This window comes from Acinetobacter sp. TG2027 (genome assembly GCF_000302435.1).
GTDB classification, from domain to species: Bacteria; Pseudomonadota; Gammaproteobacteria; order Pseudomonadales; family Moraxellaceae; genus Acinetobacter; species Acinetobacter pittii.
Genome location: NZ_AMJN01000053.1, coordinates 405852 through 423697, shown reverse-complemented (window position 1 = coordinate 423697; position 17846 = coordinate 405852). Strand labels below are relative to the sequence as shown.

At 40.1% G+C, this 17846-nt stretch carries 16 protein-coding genes; 12 read left to right on the top strand and 4 right to left on the bottom strand.

Translation table 11 applies throughout. From position 1 onward, the window contains the following. Positions 1-82 precede the first annotated feature (82 nt). The gene (locus tag B806_RS0116145; RefSeq protein WP_017385945.1) at positions 83-1870 is read right to left on the bottom strand and encodes an IlvD/Edd family dehydratase; all 1788 of its coding nucleotides are present in this window, start codon (positions 1868-1870) and stop codon (positions 83-85) included. A gap of 87 nt (positions 1871-1957) precedes the next feature. After that, positions 1958-3133 (bottom strand): fumarylacetoacetate hydrolase family protein, encoded by a 1176-nt coding sequence (locus B806_RS0116140; RefSeq protein WP_017403241.1) that lies wholly within the window; start codon positions 3131-3133, stop codon positions 1958-1960. A gap of 111 nt (positions 3134-3244) precedes the next feature. Between B806_RS0116140 and B806_RS0116135 the strand changes: the two genes are divergently transcribed. The 4 genes from B806_RS0116135 (at position 3245) to B806_RS0116120 (ending at position 7647) form a co-directional block, all read left to right on the top strand. Then, positions 3245-4180, top strand: a complete 936-nt coding sequence (locus B806_RS0116135) for a LysR family transcriptional regulator (RefSeq protein WP_017403240.1) — start codon at positions 3245-3247, stop codon at positions 4178-4180. 213 nt (positions 4181-4393) lie between these two features. Further along, a complete protein-coding gene (gene denD / locus B806_RS0116130) occupies positions 4394-5365 on the top strand; it encodes a D-erythronate dehydrogenase (protein WP_017385942.1) in 972 nt (323 codons plus the stop codon). Positions 5366-5398: 33 nt separating this feature from the next. Beyond that, complete coding sequence (locus B806_RS0116125) at positions 5399-6775, top strand: MFS transporter (RefSeq protein WP_017385941.1); 1377 nt, start codon at positions 5399-5401, stop codon at positions 6773-6775. Continuing rightward, on the top strand, positions 6775-7647 hold the full coding sequence (locus B806_RS0116120) for an NAD(P)-dependent oxidoreductase (protein WP_017403239.1): 873 nt from the start codon (positions 6775-6777) through the stop codon (positions 7645-7647). The genes B806_RS0116125 and B806_RS0116120 overlap by 1 nt, the downstream gene beginning before the upstream one ends. Positions 7648-7762: 115 nt before the next feature. On the opposite strand, the gene B806_RS0116115 is transcribed toward B806_RS0116120, so the two are convergent. Then, the gene (locus tag B806_RS0116115) at positions 7763-9106 is read right to left on the bottom strand and encodes a PepSY-associated TM helix domain-containing protein (protein WP_017403238.1); all 1344 of its coding nucleotides are present in this window, start codon (positions 9104-9106) and stop codon (positions 7763-7765) included. A 323-nt stretch (positions 9107-9429) separates the two neighbouring features. Between B806_RS0116115 and B806_RS0116110 the strand changes: the two genes are divergently transcribed. The 4 genes from B806_RS0116110 to B806_RS0116095 are packed head-to-tail and all read left to right on the top strand — an operon-like array spanning position 9430 to position 12714. Then, positions 9430-10449, top strand: coding sequence for an ABC transporter substrate-binding protein (locus tag B806_RS0116110; RefSeq protein ID WP_017387314.1), 1020 nt, complete (start codon positions 9430-9432; stop codon positions 10447-10449). Positions 10450-10451: 2 nt separating this feature from the next. Next, entirely contained in the window at positions 10452-11462 is a 1011-nt protein-coding gene (locus B806_RS0116105; protein WP_017387313.1) for an iron ABC transporter permease, read from the top strand. Next, the gene (locus B806_RS0116100) at positions 11459-12223 is read left to right on the top strand and encodes an ABC transporter ATP-binding protein (protein ID WP_017387312.1); all 765 of its coding nucleotides are present in this window, start codon (positions 11459-11461) and stop codon (positions 12221-12223) included. The genes B806_RS0116105 and B806_RS0116100 overlap by 4 nt, the downstream gene beginning before the upstream one ends. Then, positions 12220-12714 (top strand): GNAT family N-acetyltransferase, encoded by a 495-nt coding sequence (locus B806_RS0116095; protein ID WP_079381135.1) that lies wholly within the window; start codon positions 12220-12222, stop codon positions 12712-12714. The genes B806_RS0116100 and B806_RS0116095 overlap by 4 nt, the downstream gene beginning before the upstream one ends. Here the strand turns inward: B806_RS0116095 and B806_RS0116090 are convergent. Continuing rightward, entirely contained in the window at positions 12709-13497 is a 789-nt protein-coding gene (locus B806_RS0116090) for a helix-turn-helix transcriptional regulator (RefSeq protein WP_017387310.1), read from the bottom strand. The genes B806_RS0116095 and B806_RS0116090 overlap by 6 nt on opposite strands. A gap of 97 nt (positions 13498-13594) precedes the next feature. Between B806_RS0116090 and B806_RS0116085 the strand changes: the two genes are divergently transcribed. The 4 genes from B806_RS0116085 (at position 13595) to B806_RS0116070 (ending at position 17803) form a co-directional block, all read left to right on the top strand. Next, a complete protein-coding gene (locus tag B806_RS0116085) occupies positions 13595-14404 on the top strand; it encodes a sulfite exporter TauE/SafE family protein (protein WP_017387309.1) in 810 nt (269 codons plus the stop codon). A 181-nt stretch (positions 14405-14585) separates the two neighbouring features. Then, a complete protein-coding gene (locus tag B806_RS0116080; protein WP_017403237.1) occupies positions 14586-15470 on the top strand; it encodes a phosphoribosyltransferase family protein in 885 nt (294 codons plus the stop codon). An 11-nt stretch (positions 15471-15481) separates the two neighbouring features. Continuing rightward, positions 15482-16975, top strand: a complete 1494-nt coding sequence (locus B806_RS0116075) for a nicotinate phosphoribosyltransferase (RefSeq protein ID WP_017403236.1) — start codon at positions 15482-15484, stop codon at positions 16973-16975. A 60-nt stretch (positions 16976-17035) separates the two neighbouring features. Next, positions 17036-17803, top strand: a complete 768-nt coding sequence (locus tag B806_RS0116070) for an NUDIX domain-containing protein (RefSeq protein WP_017403235.1) — start codon at positions 17036-17038, stop codon at positions 17801-17803. The last annotated feature ends 43 nt before the right edge of the window (positions 17804-17846 follow it).

Below are 17846 nucleotides of genomic sequence, written 5' to 3'. Positions count from 1 at the left end.
TTTTAATAAGGTTGTACCTTGTGCGCTGCGTGAACCGCCAATAAAGTTGTGTCCGATAATGGTCATAACAAATATCCTGAAATTAATGAGAATGTCTTGGAAGGTTGTCTTGGTTTACGACTCGCATGTATAAAGTTGCGGGTTCCAAACAACCACCAGTAGATAATTGACCTACCATGTTGCGATACATTTCTTGCCAAGGTGTTTGAGATGGAGATACCGTCGGTTTCCATTCACGGCGGCGTTGTTCTAACTCTTCGTCAGAAATGAGTACGTTGACTGAACGTTTATTTAAATCAATACGTAAACGGTCATTGGTTTTAAGTAAGGCAATGCCGCCGCCTACCGCAGCTTCAGGTGACATATTGAGAATAGATGGGCTGGCAGAAGTTCCACTTTGGCGGCCATCTCCTAAGCAAGGCAGTGAATCAATCCCTTTTTTAATTAACTCTGCTGGTGGAGCCATATTTACAACTTCCGCACTGCCCGGATAACCTACCGTACCTGCGCCACGAATGACCAAAATACAATGTTCATCAATATCTAAGGCTGGATCATTAATTCGTGCGTGGTAGTCTTGGGGACCTTCAAAAACGATTGCACGTGCTTCAAAGCTATTTTCACTATTTGGGTCAGATAAATAGGTTTTCTTAAATGCTTCGCCCACTACAGACATTTTCATAATGGCACTGTCAAAGAAATTACCACTCAGCACAATAAAGCCTGCACCATGTTTCAATGGTTGTTCATATGGGAAAATGACATCTGCATTTGAAGTTTTTGCATTTTTAGCAATTTCTCCTATTGTTTTGCCGCTGACTGATGCACAGCCTTCATGTAAAACCCCCGCTTTTTGTAATTCGTGTAAAACGGCAGGAACACCACCCGCACGGTGGAAACCTTCACCCAAATATTTACCCGCCGGCATACAGTTCACGATGAGCGGAATGTTTTCACCAACACGTTGCCAGTCTTCTAAACTCAGCTCAATACCCATATGACGAGCAATTGCAATTAAATGAGGAGGGCAATTACTTGATGCACCTAATGCTGAGGCTACCGCTATGGCATTTTCAAATGATTGTTTGTTCATAATTTTAGAAGGGCGTAAATCTTCTAAAACCATTTCACAAATTCTTTTGCCTGTCATATAGGCCATTTGCCCACGTTCGCGATAAGGCGCTGGAATGCTTGCACATGTCGGTAAAGACATGCCCAGAGCTTCTGCTAATGCATTCATTGAAAGTGCGGTGCCCATAGTGTTGCAATGCCCGACCGAAGGGGATGCGGAAGTGGTCATTTCCATAAAGCCTTCATAGTCAATTTCACCTGTGGCAAGTAAATTTCTTGCATGCCAAAGTACCGTACCTGAGCCAATTAACTCACCTTTAAAATGACCATCTAACATTGGCCCACCAGATAACACGATTGCTGGTATATCTGTTGTTGCGGCTGCCATTAAACAAGCAGGTGTTGTTTTATCACAACCTGTGGTTAGCACCACGCCATCAAGTGGATAACCATGTAAGATTTCAACTAAACCTAGATAGGCTAAGTTACGGTCAAGTGCAGCAGTAGGTCGGCGAGACTGTTCAGCAATCGGGTGAACAGGAAACTCCATCGGGATACCGCCAGCATCACGAATGCCTGCTTTAACCCGTTCAGCAAGTTCTTTGTGGTGACGGTTACATGGAGTTAAATCACTACCTGTTTGTGCGATACCAATAATAGGGCGGCCTGATTGTAGCTCGGCGCGGGTCAACCCATAATTCATGTAACGCTCGACATAGAGTGCTGTCATGTCAGCATGCGTAGGATCATCAAACCATTCTTGGCTACGTAAAAAAATCCGTTTATCTTGATCATTCATTTTTAGATCCTTCTACTGATCTTGCTCAGTAATTTAATTTTTCAAGTGCTGAATATTACGATTAAACCAGTTGATAATACGTGAAAATTACAGTAATTCGCGTTGTTTTAAATTGTGCATCAAAGCATTTATGCCAAAATTCCACGGCATCGCTTTATCACTGGTCATAACCGTGTTGTATAGAGTGCCGAGTTTAGGTGAATGAATACGGACCACATCTCCAACTTTATGGGTAAAGCCAGCCCCAGCTTGTTCTCGATCTTGAGTAGGTGCAAATAAAGTACCCAAGAACAAAACAAAACCGTCTGGATATTGATGGTTTTCATTCAGCGTTTGTTGAACTAAATCTTCGGGATCTCGGCTAATTTGAGACATAGAACTAATGCCATTGAGCACAAAGTTATCTGTACCTTCAATTTTCAGTTCAACATCGCAAGCACGGATATCATTTAAAGTAAAAGTATGATCAAAAAGGCGAATAAACGGTCCAATTGCACAAGATGCATTGTTATCTTTGGCTTTACTCAAAAGTAAGGCACTACGGCCTTCAAAGTCCCGTAAATTCACATCATTACCTAAAGTCGCACCTAAAATTTTACCGTGGCTATTTGCAACCAATACAACTTCTGGTTCTGGATTATTCCACTCAGACTTTGGGTGAATACCAATATTTTGACCCGTTCCTACGGCTGCTAAGACAGGTGCTTTAGTAAAAATTTCAGCGTCGGTACCAATACCCACCTCAAGATATTGAGACCACATTTTTTGTTCAATTAAATATTCTTTGAGTTGCAGCGCTTTTTCAGAACCGGGTTCAATTGTTTTTAAATTATCGCCGATTACCCCTTGTACAATTTCACGGATGGATTGGGCTTTTTGTGCATCGCCGCCCGCTTGTTCTTCAATCACGCGCTCTAACATACTTGCTGCAAAGGTAACACCAGCTGCTTTAATCACTTGCAGGTCAATAGGGGCTAAAAAATATGCCTTGTTTGTATCTGGCTCGGCGACTGTATTAGCAAACAACTCATCAATTGAGCCAACTAATTTTCCTTCAATTTCAGCTAAAGCTTTTAAAGGATCTGAACTCTCAAGTAACTGGGAAATAGTGTGGAACTTTTCAGAAATATCAAAAACCTGATCACCTTTTAAAAGAATCGGAGATGGACCAGAAATTTGGTTGGGAATCCATGCGCGACCAATTAAACATCCTTGAGTAGCATCGTCTGGTAATGAGTTCTGGGAATTTAACGTAAAGTTCATTTAAAGCATCCTTCTTTTATTTGAAATCATGATATGTTTCTTATTTAATAAACACCAATCGTAATAATTTAATTATTAATAACGAAAAGTTATCGAAAAGGATTTTTGAAAATGGCGGATTTAACTTACGCAAGTTTAAATAATTGGTTGAAATTCAAACATCTGGTGTTGTTAGAAACTTTGGCGAGGACCAATAACATGCATTTGGCAGCCGAGCAGATGAACCTAAGTCAGCCCGCGGTGAGTAAAATGCTAAAGGAAATAGAAGGTTTATTGGGCTTTCCTGTTTTTGAACGATTACCTCGAAATATGCCAGTAACGGCTTTAGGCGAACATGTAATTCGATATGCCCAGCGTGTATTAAACGATGCAAAGCATTTTGTCGAAGATATTGAAATTTTACGGTTAGGCGGTCACGGGTTTTTAAAAGTAGGTGGTATCTTTGCAGCAACCGCTGTGGTGATTCCAAATTCAATTATTGAGATTAAGAAACAATGGCCGCTACTTTCTATTGATGTTGTTGAGCAGACCAGTGACCATTTAATGGAAATGCTAAGTGAACACACTTTAGATTTAGCTATTGGCCGTTTTACCGATGTGACGCAAAGTCAGTTTTTTGATTTTCAACCTTTAGGCCCAGAGCCGTTTTGCATTGTTGTTAATAATGCTCATCCATGTGCCAAGAAAAAGTTTTGTACATTAGAAGAATTATTAAATTGGCCGTGGGTACTCTATCCTAAAGGCACGCCAATTCGACAACGTATGGAAGGCGCATTTGCCCGAGCAAAAGTCAAAATTCCTTTAAATACGGTTAATACCATGTCGATGCAGACCTTTTTACAGATATTAAAAGGGGCGCCTATGGTGGGGATGTTGCCCGAAGCGATGGTGATTGATCAGGTAAAAGAAGGGCAATTACAGATTTTAGAAACCGATCTAATTTTAGATGCACAGGATTATGGTATTTTGACGCGTAAAGATAAACCAGTTTCTGATATTGCATCAGCATTTATTAATATCTTGCTTAAAAATGCGAAACGTAAATAAAGTATTCAGCCTCAAGCCATGGAGTGGTTTGAGATTTTCAAGTTGAAAGACAACTTGCTTTATTGAGTAAATTTATAAACATAAAACTGATATTAAAAAGTTATCAATATTTAGAAATTATTCATTGGAAATTATTGCAGGGACTCCTTATCGTTTAATTCACGCCAATTACAAAAGTTTTTAAGTGAATAAAAACTAGGAAAGGACCTCTGTATGAATGTGCTAATCACTGGTGGAACAGGTTTTATTGGAAAACAAATTGCTAAAGAGATTTTAAAAGCTGGCAGTTTGACTTTAGATGACAATAAACCTCAATCCATCGATAAAATTATTCTGTTTGATGCATTTGCTGGCGATGATGTGCCACAAGATCCGAGAATTGAAGTGATTGTCGGTGATATTACCGATAAAACTACAGTTGCTCATATTACAGAAAATATTGATGTCGTTTGGCATTTGGCTGCTGTAGTGAGCTCGGCAGCCGAGGCTGATTTTGATTTAGGTATGGATGTTAATCTGTATGGACTCTTAAATTTATTAGAAGAATTAAGAAAGAAACAAACCACGCCTCGAGTCATTTTTGCCAGTGGCTGTGCTGTATTTGGCGGACAGTTGCCAGAGGTTGTGACAGATGAGACAGTGGTTACACCAAAGTCCTCTTATGGCATGCAAAAAGCCGTAGGAGAATTGCTGGTCTCGGATTACTCAAGAAAAGGCTTTATTGATGGCCGTATTTTAAGACTACCGACTATTGTGGTTCGTCCTGGTAAACCTAATAAAGCGGCATCGACATTTTTTAGTTCAATCATTCGCGAACCGTTAAAAGGTGAAACAGCCGTTTGCCCAGTCCAGTCAGATACTCCAGTTTTTATTACTTCACCGCGACGTTGTGTTGAATCAATGATTAAAGCGGCATCAATTTCTTCAGATGTACTTCAAGATAACCGAATTATTCCGTTACCCGGATTAACAGTCACGGTTAAAGAAATGCTTGAGGCGCTTGAAAAAGTTGCGGGCAAACAAGCAACTGATTTGGTGCAATGGCAAGAAGATAAAACCATTCAACGTATTGTTCAAAGTTGGCCTGTTCAGGTGAAAGCTGAATATGCCGAATCTCTAGGTTTCCAAGCAGATAAAAATTTTGAAAGCGTGATTCAGGCACATATAGAAGATACCCAAAATTAATGGCAGTGATCGCCAGTTGATGTGAGAGTTATTATGGAAGATATCAAAAATGTAACTGCTCTCGAAGAGCAGACAATCAAACGTATTTCGAACCGAATTATCCCGTTTCTCATTATTCTATTCATTATGGCATTCCTAGACAGGACAAATATTGGTTTTGCTGCGTTACATATGAATGATGCACTTGGAATTACTCAAACCATTTTTGGTTTAGGTGCAGGTGTATTTTTTCTAGGTTATTTTATTGCAGAAGTGCCGAGTAATATCTTGCTTCATCGGTTTGGAGCGCGAATCTGGATTGCCCGAATCATGATTACTTGGGGTATCATTGCCGCACTCATGGGTTTTATTCATAGCGGTACGCAGTTTATTGTTTTACGTTTTTTACTGGGTATTGCTGAAGCAGGTTTCTTTCCCGGTGTGATCTTTTATTTAACCTTATGGTTTCCTGCAAAATATCGTGCCCGTGTTTTTGCCACGTTTTATCTTGGATTGCCAATTGCTCAAATTATTGGAGCACCAATTTCAGTTGGCCTTATGCAATGGGGCAATACCATTGGCTATGAAGGCTGGCGATTGATGTATGTGCTAGAAGGGATCCCATCCATTATTTTAGGACTAATTTGCCTTAAATATTTAACCAATAACCCAAAAGAAGCAGAGTGGTTAACAGCTGAGCAGCGTCAATGGTTAATGACCACACTAGAGCGTGAAGAAAGAGAAAAAGAGCAATCTGCCGATGCTGCTTTAACTAAAGGTGAACTCATTAAACAAGTATTTAAAAATCCTTTAGTTTGGATTATGGCGGTTGTTTATTTTGGAATTACTTCCGGTTCAAATGCAATGTTCTTCTTCTTACCAAGTGTTTTAGAGTCATTCCGTAACACATTTGGTATGCAGATTAGCCTTATTCAAAATGGTTTACTTACAGCAATTCCATATGCATTTGCAGCTGTTGGAATGGTTTTATGGAGCCGCCGTTCTGACCGTAAACAAGAGCGTTATAAACATGGTGCTTGTGCTGCACTTATGGCGGCGTTAGCCATTGCGATTGCTCTTATTGTGAATCAACCGTGGGCAATTATTGTGGGTTTTATTCTGCTCGCAATTGGTGTATTTAGCGCAATTAACATTTTCTGGACCATTCCTGGGCAAACTCTAACAGGTGTTGGTGCCGCAGCTGGAATTGGATTAATTAATTCGGTAGGTAATTTAAGTGGTTTTACTGGTCCATATTTAACTGGCTATTTATATACCACCACAGGCACCTATACAGTGGCATTCCTTGCAATTGCTGGCTTTGTAGCGATGGGTGGTTTGGGCTTGTTGTTATTAGCAAAGCTAAAATCGAATAGCTTAAAATTAGAACAGCAGCAACTTAAAGTTCGAACCGCTACGGAGATGAAATAATGGCGACCATCGGATTTGTGGGGACAGGCATTATGGGACTGCCGATGGCTATGCATTTACTCAAAGCAGGCCATCAAATTAAGGTTTGGAATAGAACTTTATCTAAAGCAGATAGTTTAAAAGAAGCTGGTGCCCAAGTTTGCTCTGACCTTGAACAAGTCGGAAAAGATGTAGAGTTTCTGATTTGTATGCTCAGCGATGGAAAAACCTGTGATGAAATCCTGTTTAAAGAACACGGCGCGACTTCACAGCTAAAACCTGAAAGTACGGTTATTGTCATGAGTTCGATACCCGTTGAAGTTGCAAAAGTACAAGGTGACAAATGTAGAGAACGAGGACTTAGATATTTAGATGCTCCTGTTTCTGGTGGAGAAAAAGGCGCCCAAAATGCAAGTCTTGCTATTATGGTGGGCGGTGACGCTAAAACATTTTCACAGGCTGAAACTATTTTAAGTGCAATGGGACGCCCAATTTTAGTGGGCGGGGCTGGCTGTGGAATGCTCGCAAAACTTGTCAATCAAATGATAGTAGCAACTACTATTGCAACTGTAAGCGAGGGCTTATTGCTTGCCAGTAAAGCTGGAGCTGATCCTATTAAGCTCAAACAAGCACTCACAGGAGGTTTTGCAGATTCTCCAATTTTACAGCAACATGGTGAGCGTATGCTAAGTAGAAATTTTAAACCGGGAGGCACTGCTCGAAACCAGCATAAAGATATTCATACAGCCGTTAGCTATGCTAAATCACTAGAATTGAATTTACCTGTTGCCCAACAAGTCAGCCAATTATTTGAAAATATGCTTGCTGCCGGAGACGGTGAACTTGACCATTCTGGTTTAATTCGTGAACTTGAGCGAATGAACCCAGTGTGAAATTGCTTTAAATTTAGCGGTACTTGATGAATAGACATAATCAAGTACCGCTTTTTTATGGTTGATGCTTAGATTTTGTAATAAGAAAAATAATTAGTGGTTATTGAAATTTTATTTACGATTTAGACGGAATGTATTTACGCATAGCAAAGATAAATAGCGTAAATAAAATACTGAAACCAAAAACAGGTAAGCTGAGACCTAACACGATTCCCACCAATATTAACCATATTTTTTGTGAGCCAGTTGCGCAGTTCCAAATTAATAGGCTTTGACCAACAAAGTGGGTGGTCATGAGTTTTAAATTCGAGTTTTTAAACGCAGCTTTATATGCATAAATAATCATAATACACAGTGCGAAAGCATAAAGTGCCAGTACCAATTGATTTATCCAGCCAAATAAAACCCCAATATGCGCATCAACTCCCCAACGAGTGAGTTTTGCCACTAGTGAATAATCTTTAAAAGCAAGTTGATCGATGACTTTGTGTTGTTCCATATCAATGGCGATACTGTCTGCTTGAGTTGGCCATTTGCGCTGAATTTCGGCTACCGTCCAAGCTTGATTTCCACTAGTCGGTGGTTTGATTTGTATCTGTGCTGCATCAATGCCATGTGCTCTGGCGATTGAAAGAGCAGTATCGTACTCAGTAGAGACAATATTTAAATTAAGATTTTCACTATGAGGCATCTCGTGATGTTCATGGTGCATCACTGTAGGTAAATTATCTGTTTGAAGAGAAGTTGCTAAAGTTGGGGTTTGCCAGTTGAGCCACTGACGACCAACTCGAATATTATCTCCAGCCCATTCAGACCATGTAAGACCTGTAACGGCGATTATTAATAAGAGAGGAAATAAAGTTAAACCCAACGTGCTATGCCATCTTAATAATCTATTTTTTTGTGTTTGCCTGATTTTAAGATTTTGACGCCGTTTCAACCAATTATACAGTCCAGTTAAAGTCAAAATGGCTAACCAGCTTGCCGCCAGTTCACTATAAAAGCGGCCCCATTTTCCTAGCAATAAATTACTATGCAGTTGATCAAGGGTAGTTCGAAACGGTAGCACTCCACTCGTACCATAAACCGCTAGATGACCTTGAGCTTTAAGTGTAAAAGGATCAATAAAAACGGCTTCACTTGTAAAATCGTGGATAGGGTCTGAAAAAATTACACGTGTTGTCTGATCAGAGCTTGGGGCTGGCCTAACTTCAATTACCTGTGCAGACTTTGGCATTACTTGCTTTGCAGCTTCAATTTGCTGGCTCAGCTTATGTGGTGTCTGATTCAGTGGCTCAATATATAGAACATCTTTATAAATGGCTTGTTCAAGTTGTGGTGTAATAGCATAGAGTAAACCAGTGATTGCTGCGAACAAGATAAATGGTGCAATAAAAATACCGGCATAAATATGAATTAAACGGTAAAGACTACGCCAGAAAGATGATTGGGTCAGCATCGGAAGATAATGTCTATCAGATTTTGGGCTGGATTATAACGAGTTATTTATTTTAATGTTGATTGAGTGGTAACCACTATTAAATTATTTGATTAGCCACCTTGTAAACTTTTGGCCTAATAATTAAATAGTTTTTATTACTTGGTAAATTTGGCGTTTTTTTTGCTTACTCTTTAAAATCTTAGCTATTACATTTAATTTGACCGCTGTATTAACCATGATTCAAACCGTCTTGCTCACTTATGGTGTTTTTTTCACATGAAAAATGCACCAAATAGGCACGTCTTTTTATTTTGCACTGTATTTGTGCAAGGTATGCTGTAATGAAGTTATTAGCTTCATTACTCACTTTATTCATCTTATATGGATGTTCTTCATCTGAACAAAGTGGTAAAGCGCAAGAAAAGTTAGCGGCCCATTCGATATGTGTCTTTGATAGTACAAATACAAAAGTCTGTGTAGCCAAACCCGCCCAAAGAATTGTTTCTTTGTTTGAGTCGGGTTTAGATGGCCTCTATATGCTAGGGCAAGGTCATAAAGTGATTGGCATACCAGCCGAAGTATACATCCAACCTTTATTATTCAATGCTTATTCAAAAATAGATAAGCGTATCGCCAATAAGCAGCTTGCGACGCCTTCACAAGGGGCAAATGCAACCAATATTGAAAGTCTTGTGTTGTTAAAACCTGATCTGGTGATTGTAGGAAGCGGGCAAACTCAAACGATTGAACTGTTACGGCAGTTTGGCATTGCTGTATATGTCATGGAGTCCAGTACTTACCAGCAAGTGAAAGAAGAACTTTCTGAAATTGCTATTCTGAGCGGCGCCCAAAAGCGAGCTCAGCAAATTTTAAATTTCTCTGATGAAATTGTGGCGGAGGTTGCAGCCAAAACGGCACGTCAGCCAAATAAACAATCGATTTACTATGCTTGGTCTGGTGGCCGAATTTTTTCTACCTCGGGACGTCAGTCGATTACAAATGACTTTATTGAGCTGGCGGGTGCTTACAACATTGTTCAGACCAATACGAATCAACCCAATGTAAATCCCGAGACTTTAATTGAATGGAACCCCGACAATATTGTGCTTTGGAATACCAACCCCCAACTAATTTATGAACGAAAAGAATTACAGGGTTTAAGTGCTGTGCAAAACCGAAAGGTATTTAATTTGAGTCCTGCATTTATATATAACCCACACACCATCAAAATTATTATTACGGCGATTTATTTGAATCACAGTATTTATCCCGAACAGTCCGATTTACCTGTAAGTGCTTTACAACAGCGTATTTTAACCAAGTTGTATGGTGAACACCTTGCCAAAGCGTTGGTGCAATAAAAATGGAAAAACTGAAATATTATTGGTTTTACCCTTTACCTTTCCTCATGATTTTTATCTCGCTGCTTATTGGGCCAACTCAAACATTGAGTGCATGGGATTATTTGCGGTGGGGTGTGCAAGCGGTGTTTGGTACGCCATATTTTGATGCTGAGCAATTTAGACTGATGCAAAACATTCTCGTAAATGTGAGATTACCCAGAATTTTACTGACCTTTATGGTGGGAGCTGCGTTAGCAACTGCGGGAAATGGTTTACAGGCATTGTTTCGTAATCCTTTAGTTGACTCATATGTACTCGGTATTTCATCTGGTGCGGCGTTTGGTGCAGCTTTAGCACTTTCTTTAAGTTGGCTTTCGCCAAATCTATCAGCCTTTATTTTTGGTGTGTGTGCTGTTGGCTTAACATATTTATTTGCGCATCAAAAACACGAAAGCCAGACGTCTTTAGTCATGGTAATTTTATCGGGCATGATTGTTTCGGGGCTGTTTTTAGCAGGTCTCACGATTATTCAATATTTAAGTGATCCATTTAAATTACAAGCGATCGTGCAATGGACCATGGGCAACTTACATCAGGCGTCTTGGCAAAAGGTTCAATATGCCGTGCTGCCTATTTGTATTGGTCTTGCTGGATTATTTGCGATGCGTTGGCGCCTAAACCTAATGGCACTTGGTGCCGAAGAAGCGCAGGCCGTGGGTGTTAACCCAAGGTGGGAACAGCTTGTTTTAATTGCGCTAGTGACTGTATGTACCTCAACTTCTGTAGCTGCTGCAGGCATTATTAGTCTATATGGGCTGTTTATGCCGCATATTGTGAGAATGTTGGTTGGACCAGATCATCGCTACAGTATTCCTGCCAATATGGTGTTGGGTGGCAGTTTTCTACTGTTGATTGATAACTTTTCTCGGGTTTTACTGACGTTTGAAATACCGATTGGTATTTTTACTATGCTACTTGGCGCACCATTTTTCTTATTATTAATGAAAACACAGAGGACTCATTGGGCATGATTCAAATTGATCAGTTAAATTATGCCTATGGGCACAAACAGGTTCTCAAAAACATTCATCTGGAATTTCCTGAAAATCAGTTTTCAGTGATTTTAGGGCGTAATGGTTGCGGAAAATCGACACTTTTTAAATTGATGGCGGGCCTAGAACCTGTAAAAGATGGCTTGATTCGTTACTCTGGAAAACTACTATCGGACTTTAAAGGGAAAGATCGGGCTGCATTGCTCGGCTTTTTACCGCAGTTTCATAAAACCGTATTCCCATTTTTGGTTAAAGATGTAGTGATTACCGGACGTGCTGCTTTTAGCCGATATCGTCCTTCAAAGTCAGACTGGGAACGTGTAGACCAAGCTTTGCTTGATTTAGACATCGAGCATTTGCGTGACTGTCCTTATACCGAGTTATCGGGTGGTGAACGGCAATTAGTTATGATTGCGCGTATTTTAGTACAAGCCCCAAAAGTTATTTTGCTCGATGAACCAACCAATCATCTCGATGTTTATTACCAGTCTTATTTAATGAAAAAATTGCGTCAGTTGTCGCGGCAAAATTTTACGGTGATTGCAATTATGCATGATCCCAACTTGGCTTTTTTATTTGCAGATCATTTATTTTTTATGCGCCAACACGAAGTCGTTAAGCCTAAGTCAAAAACACGAATAACCGATCCGAAGTTTTTAAAAAGTGTCTATGATGTTGAGTTCCATGAAGCCATGATTCAAGACAAAACCATTGTTATCCCTGATCATTCTTGGCTATAAATATGACATTTCACTATCAACTATCGGACAAATCAGACTATGCCTCTGCGGTAGAGTTTGCACTTTATACTAGACAGCTTTTATTCCCAGAAATCTATCATGGGCAAGTTCCCAAAGATTTAAAAAATTTTGGGCAATATTATGTCAATGATCCATTAGGTTGCTTTATTACGGTAAAAGATAAAAACCGTATTATTGGCACTATTGCATATCGGGCGTATGACCATCGTTTTGATTTAAATTTGCCATCTAATACAGTGGAAGTGGTTAAGTTGTTTGTATTGCCTGAATATCGCCGTAATGGTATCGCAACTCAGCTATGTGACATGTTGTTTAGCCATGCAAAAAACAATGAAATTACGACTTTGTATTTGCACACTCATCCATTTTTGCCAGCGGCTGAAAAGTTTTGGCGTCTACAAGGCTTTGATGTCATTAACCGTGAGTGGATCGAGACCTATGACACCATTCACATGAGTAAATCTTTATAGCGCTTTATTATGCGTATGAAATCTTTTTTGAAAATGGGTAGGTGGATAACCCATAATTTTACTGAACATTGCGGTAAAAGCTGCCGAGTGTTCATAGCCCAAACTAAAGGCAATTTCCGTAATTGAGATATTTTCTTTTAAGGCATTTAAAGCATAGACGATGCAGACTCGATTACGCCAAGCCTGAAAGGACATGCCAGTTTCAGACTTAAACCAACGGTGAAAAGTCCGCTCACTTTTATTGTGGTCATGTGCCCAATCTTTAGGGCTGCTATGAATATCAGGATGCTCCATAAACTGTGCACACTGTTTAGATAACAATGTGTTGTGAGGCAGAGGAATAAACAGAGGTAGGGCTGGTGCAGCTTCTAACTCATATAACAACAAATCGATAAGAGCGCCGTCACGGCCTGCATGTTGGTAGTCAACAGGTAGCTGATTTGCCTGAATGAGTAGCTGATGTAGCAAAGGTGAGACTTGTATAACCTCGCAATATGTTGCCTGTCTTGGTGCATAGTCTGCTTCTATATACAAACTATAAGTACTGACCTTAGATAGCCATACCTGATGTGGTTTGCCTGAGGGTATCCATACACCGCTGTATGGCAACACGAGCCATTGTCCATCTTCAGTTTCAACTTTCATGAGGCCTTCGGGTGCATACAAGAACTGAGCACGGCGATGGCTATGCGTATCTAACAAAGTATCAGCAGGATAATCTGATCCTAACGCTAGAACCGCTTGCGGTATATGGTCTACATCGTTAATTGGAATATTACGCATATATTTTGGCTGAAAAAGATAAAAAGATGGCTTTTCTACGTTAGTTTGCCATATGGCTATTTTATATCATGCCTCTATAAATGTGAGGAAGATGATGATGCTATATGAGCTATTTTTATTTGGACTACTGTCAGGCATAACCACTTGGTTATTTGGCTTTGGCGGCGGATTTGTTGCTGTGCCTTTGCTTTATACAGTCATTATTCAAAAGTACAGTAACGAAAGCATGGTGGGGGTAAATGCGATGCAAATCGCCGTAGCTACATCAGCTTTTGTGATGCTGTGTTCGGCAAGTTTTGCAACTTTTCGACACTATCGATCTGGACATATAGATTGGCAAAAAATCCGCTTTTTATGGGGTGGTATCGCATTTGGCGGAATAGTGGGTGCGGTAATGGCCTCATTGTTTAATGGAAATTGGCTTCGCTGGGTATTTATGGGTTATGTGTTCATAACCATTATTGATTGTTATTACCGAGCTGGGTTTATGGTGACATCAAGGCAAAAGCAAAACCATGGACAAAACAGTGAACTCATTAAAGGGGGAATTATTGGTTGGGTTGCAGCACTTTTAGGTGTGGGTGGCAGTGTAATGACGGTTCCTTTATTACGGCGGCGGGGTAGTTCTATGGCAGAGGCCGCGGCTATTGCAAACATTCTCACGCTGCCTTTGTCTTTAACTGCAACGCTGACCTATTGTGTATTGTCAATTTGGCAATCTGAATGGGCACCTAACGGATTTATCGGTCTAATCTGGTTTGAAGCTGCTTTATTCTTGGTTGCTGGAACATGGATCGGGCTATATTTTTCAGAAAAATTTATTTCAAAACTACCTGACTTATGGCGTGCAAAGTTTTATCCGCTACTTTTAATCATAGTTCTAATAGTCATGCTTTTTGTAAATTAAATATTTATTTCAACAGCTTGAAGAATAATTTTTCTTAAATAACAATTCTCTAAATGCTCTAAAACTGCAAATTTTATGTCTTAAATGGCTTTGAAAAAAGTTTAAAAATTAGACTTGCAATATATAGTGGCTTTATGCCACTATATATTCATCGAAGGTCATCAGACAAAAAGAGGATGATATGGCTATCCAGCTTTTAGATGCGGCAAGAAATGAAATTCCAGTGAAATTTACGCAGTTTTCTGGTGGCGAGCGTCATGTTCAAATTGATGAAACAACCTTAGGTTCACTATATGGCAATGTATTGGTTCGTGCACACATGGCCTCAAGTCACGATGTGATGGACTATTTACTACTTGAAAATATATTGCTGACTCAGGGTTTAACCATTGACCTAGAAGTTCCGTATTTTCCATATGCACGTCAGGACCGTATTTGTGCAGTAGGCCAAGCGTTCTCGCTTGATGTGATGACCAAGTTACTCAACATCAATGCTGACAAAAAAGCGGGCAAACAAGGCAAGGTGACTGTTTGGGACTGCCATAGTGAAGTAACGACAGCATTACTTGCTGCCAATACTTCTTTTAGTGAAGTTGTAAACATCAGTTCAGTCGACATCATCGCAAAGAGTGAAGCGCTAAGTACATTGTTAAAAGATGAAAAAACAGTACTGATTTGCCCAGACAAAGGTGCAAAAGCACGCACACAAATGGTTGCAAGTGCTTTTAATGGCGAGCGCAAACAACCCCTCACTGTTGTTCAGTGTGATAAAAAACGTGACCCAGTGACTGGCAAAATTTTAGGTACGCATGTACATGCGACTGATTTATCAGGCCTAACAGCGGTCATTACCGATGACATTTGTGATGGCGGTGCAACCTTTATTGGTATTGCTAAAGAACTCCGTCGCCTCAATTGCCATAAGGTCGTTCTATATGTGACCCACGGTATTTTTAGTAAAGGTATAGAGGTTTTTGATGGACTGTTAGATCAACTGTTTACCTCAGACAGCTTTCCACAACAACCATCAGACAAAATTTCAGTAATTGCTTTTGCAGCAGAATAAAGAGAATAAAGATGACTATTAAATTGAATCCATTAAACGCTATCGATTTTTATAAAGCTGATCACAGACGTCAGTATCCAGCAGGTACAGAGTACGTGTATGCAAACTTTACGCCGCGTTCATCTCGACTTGCTAAAATGTTGCCTGACTTTGACGATAAAGTTGTGTTCTTTGGGCTTCAAGGTTTTATTAAACACTTTTTAATCGATACGTGGAATGAAGGCTTTTTCAAGCAACCTAAAGATAAAGTAGTGGCTGCTTATAAACGCCGTATGGATAGTTCATTAGGTGAAGGTGCTGTACCTGTTGATCACATTGAAGCATTACACGACTTGGGCTATTTACCATTACGCATTAAAGCATTGCCAGAAGGTAGCCGCGTCAATATGCGTGTACCCGTGCTTACTGTAATTAATACCGATTCACGTTTCTTTTGGCTAACGAATTATATTGAAACTGTGTTAAGTGCTGAGCTTTGGAAAAGCTGTACTACCGCCACTATTGCCTATGAGTACAAACGTTTATTAACGCAATATGCTGTAAAAACTGGCGCACCGCTTGATTTTGTATCTGTGCAAGGACACGATTTTAGTAGCCGTGGTATGAGCGGAATTTATGATGCTGCTCAGTCTGGTGTGGGTCACTTAACTAGTTTTATTGGAACAGACTCGGTTGCTTCAATTGACTATGCAGAAGAATATTACAATGCAACAGGTGTCATTGGGGTATCTGTACCAGCGACCGAACACAGTGTGATGTGTATGGGCACAGAAAACAGCGAGCTAGAAACCTTTAAGCGTTTAATCTGTGAGCTTTATCCGTCTGGTGTGGTTAGTATTGTGTCTGACACTTGGGACTTTTGGCGAGTGATTACCGAGTTTACGGTAGCTTTAAAACCTGAAATTCTGGCAAGACAACCCAATGCTTTAGGTTTGGCCAAATTGGTTTTTCGTCCAGACTCTGGTGACCCTGTTAAAATTATTTGCGGCGACCCAGACGCTGGAGTTGGCAGCCCAGCTTATAAAGGCGCAGTTGAATGTTTATGGGAAGTGTTTGGTGGTACAACAACTGAGCAAGGCTATAAAGTACTTAATGAGCGTGTCGGCTTAATTTATGGTGACTCGATTACCCTAGACCGTGCACAGCGTATTTTAGAAGGACTAGAAGCCAAAGGTTTTGCTTCAAACAACTTGGTATTTGGTATAGGCAGTTTTACCTATAACTACTTAACTCGCGATACTTTTGGGTTTGCTGTTAAAGCGACTTGGGGACAAGTGAATGGTGTAGGCCGAGAGCTGTTCAAAGACCCAATTACTGACTCAGGTGTGAAAAAATCTGCGAAAGGACTATTACGCATTGAAGAAAGTGAAAATGGCTTTACCTTGTTTGATGAGCAAACAGCCGAACAAGAACAAGGCGGAGCACTTAAAACCGTCTTTGAAAATGGTAAACTTCAATATGAGTGTACTTTGGATCAAATTCGTGAGCGTTTATCCATCGCATAACTGAGTTTAGATGAGCCGTTGCGTGTGTATCGGCTCATCATTTTTATTGAGAGGCTGAACGTGACTATTCAAACTGAACAAGAATTCCTTGCCAGTTATGATCGCCGAGATTATGACGCACCTTTACTCACGGTCGATATGGCTATTTTCTCGGTATTTAATGGTCAGTTGCAGGTATTACTCATTAAGCGCCCCAACTTTCCAGCTAAAGACCAATGGGCTTTACCGGGTGGTTTTGCCGATTTAAAGCACGATCAAGATTTGATGGCTACTGCATATCGTAAGCTGGTCGAAAAAACAGGGATTGCTTCACCTTATTTGGAACAAGTTGCCTCTGTCGGCAATGCCAAACGTGACCCGCGTGGCTGGGCCGTAACCATTTTGTATTTTGCATTAATTGATTTTAATGCCTATAAACATCAAGCCTTGGCTGAATACAGCGAATGGATACCTGTAGCAAAAGCAAAAGATTTAGCATTGGCGTTTGATCATAATGAATTGCTCAACTTAGCTTTAGAGCGTTTAACCAATAAAACTCGATATACCGCATTGCCAGCTAGTCTAATGCCTGAGTTGTTTACGCTAACCGAGTTACAAACTATTTATGAAATTATTCTTGGGCAATCCTTAGATAAAAAAGCGTTTAGACGCCGTATGATAGAAGCGGGCGCAGTTGAAGAAACCAACCACAGTAAAATTGTAGGCAAACGGCCAGCTCAGCTTTACCGCTATGCACTCGATTCTTTCGATTTTATATTTCCTCGCTCACTCGAATTACCTAGAAATAAAGAGGGTGAAGATAAGCAAAACAATGAGCTTTCTGACTAGCGCATCTTGATGCACTTTGATTTATAATACCGCGCTTATGATT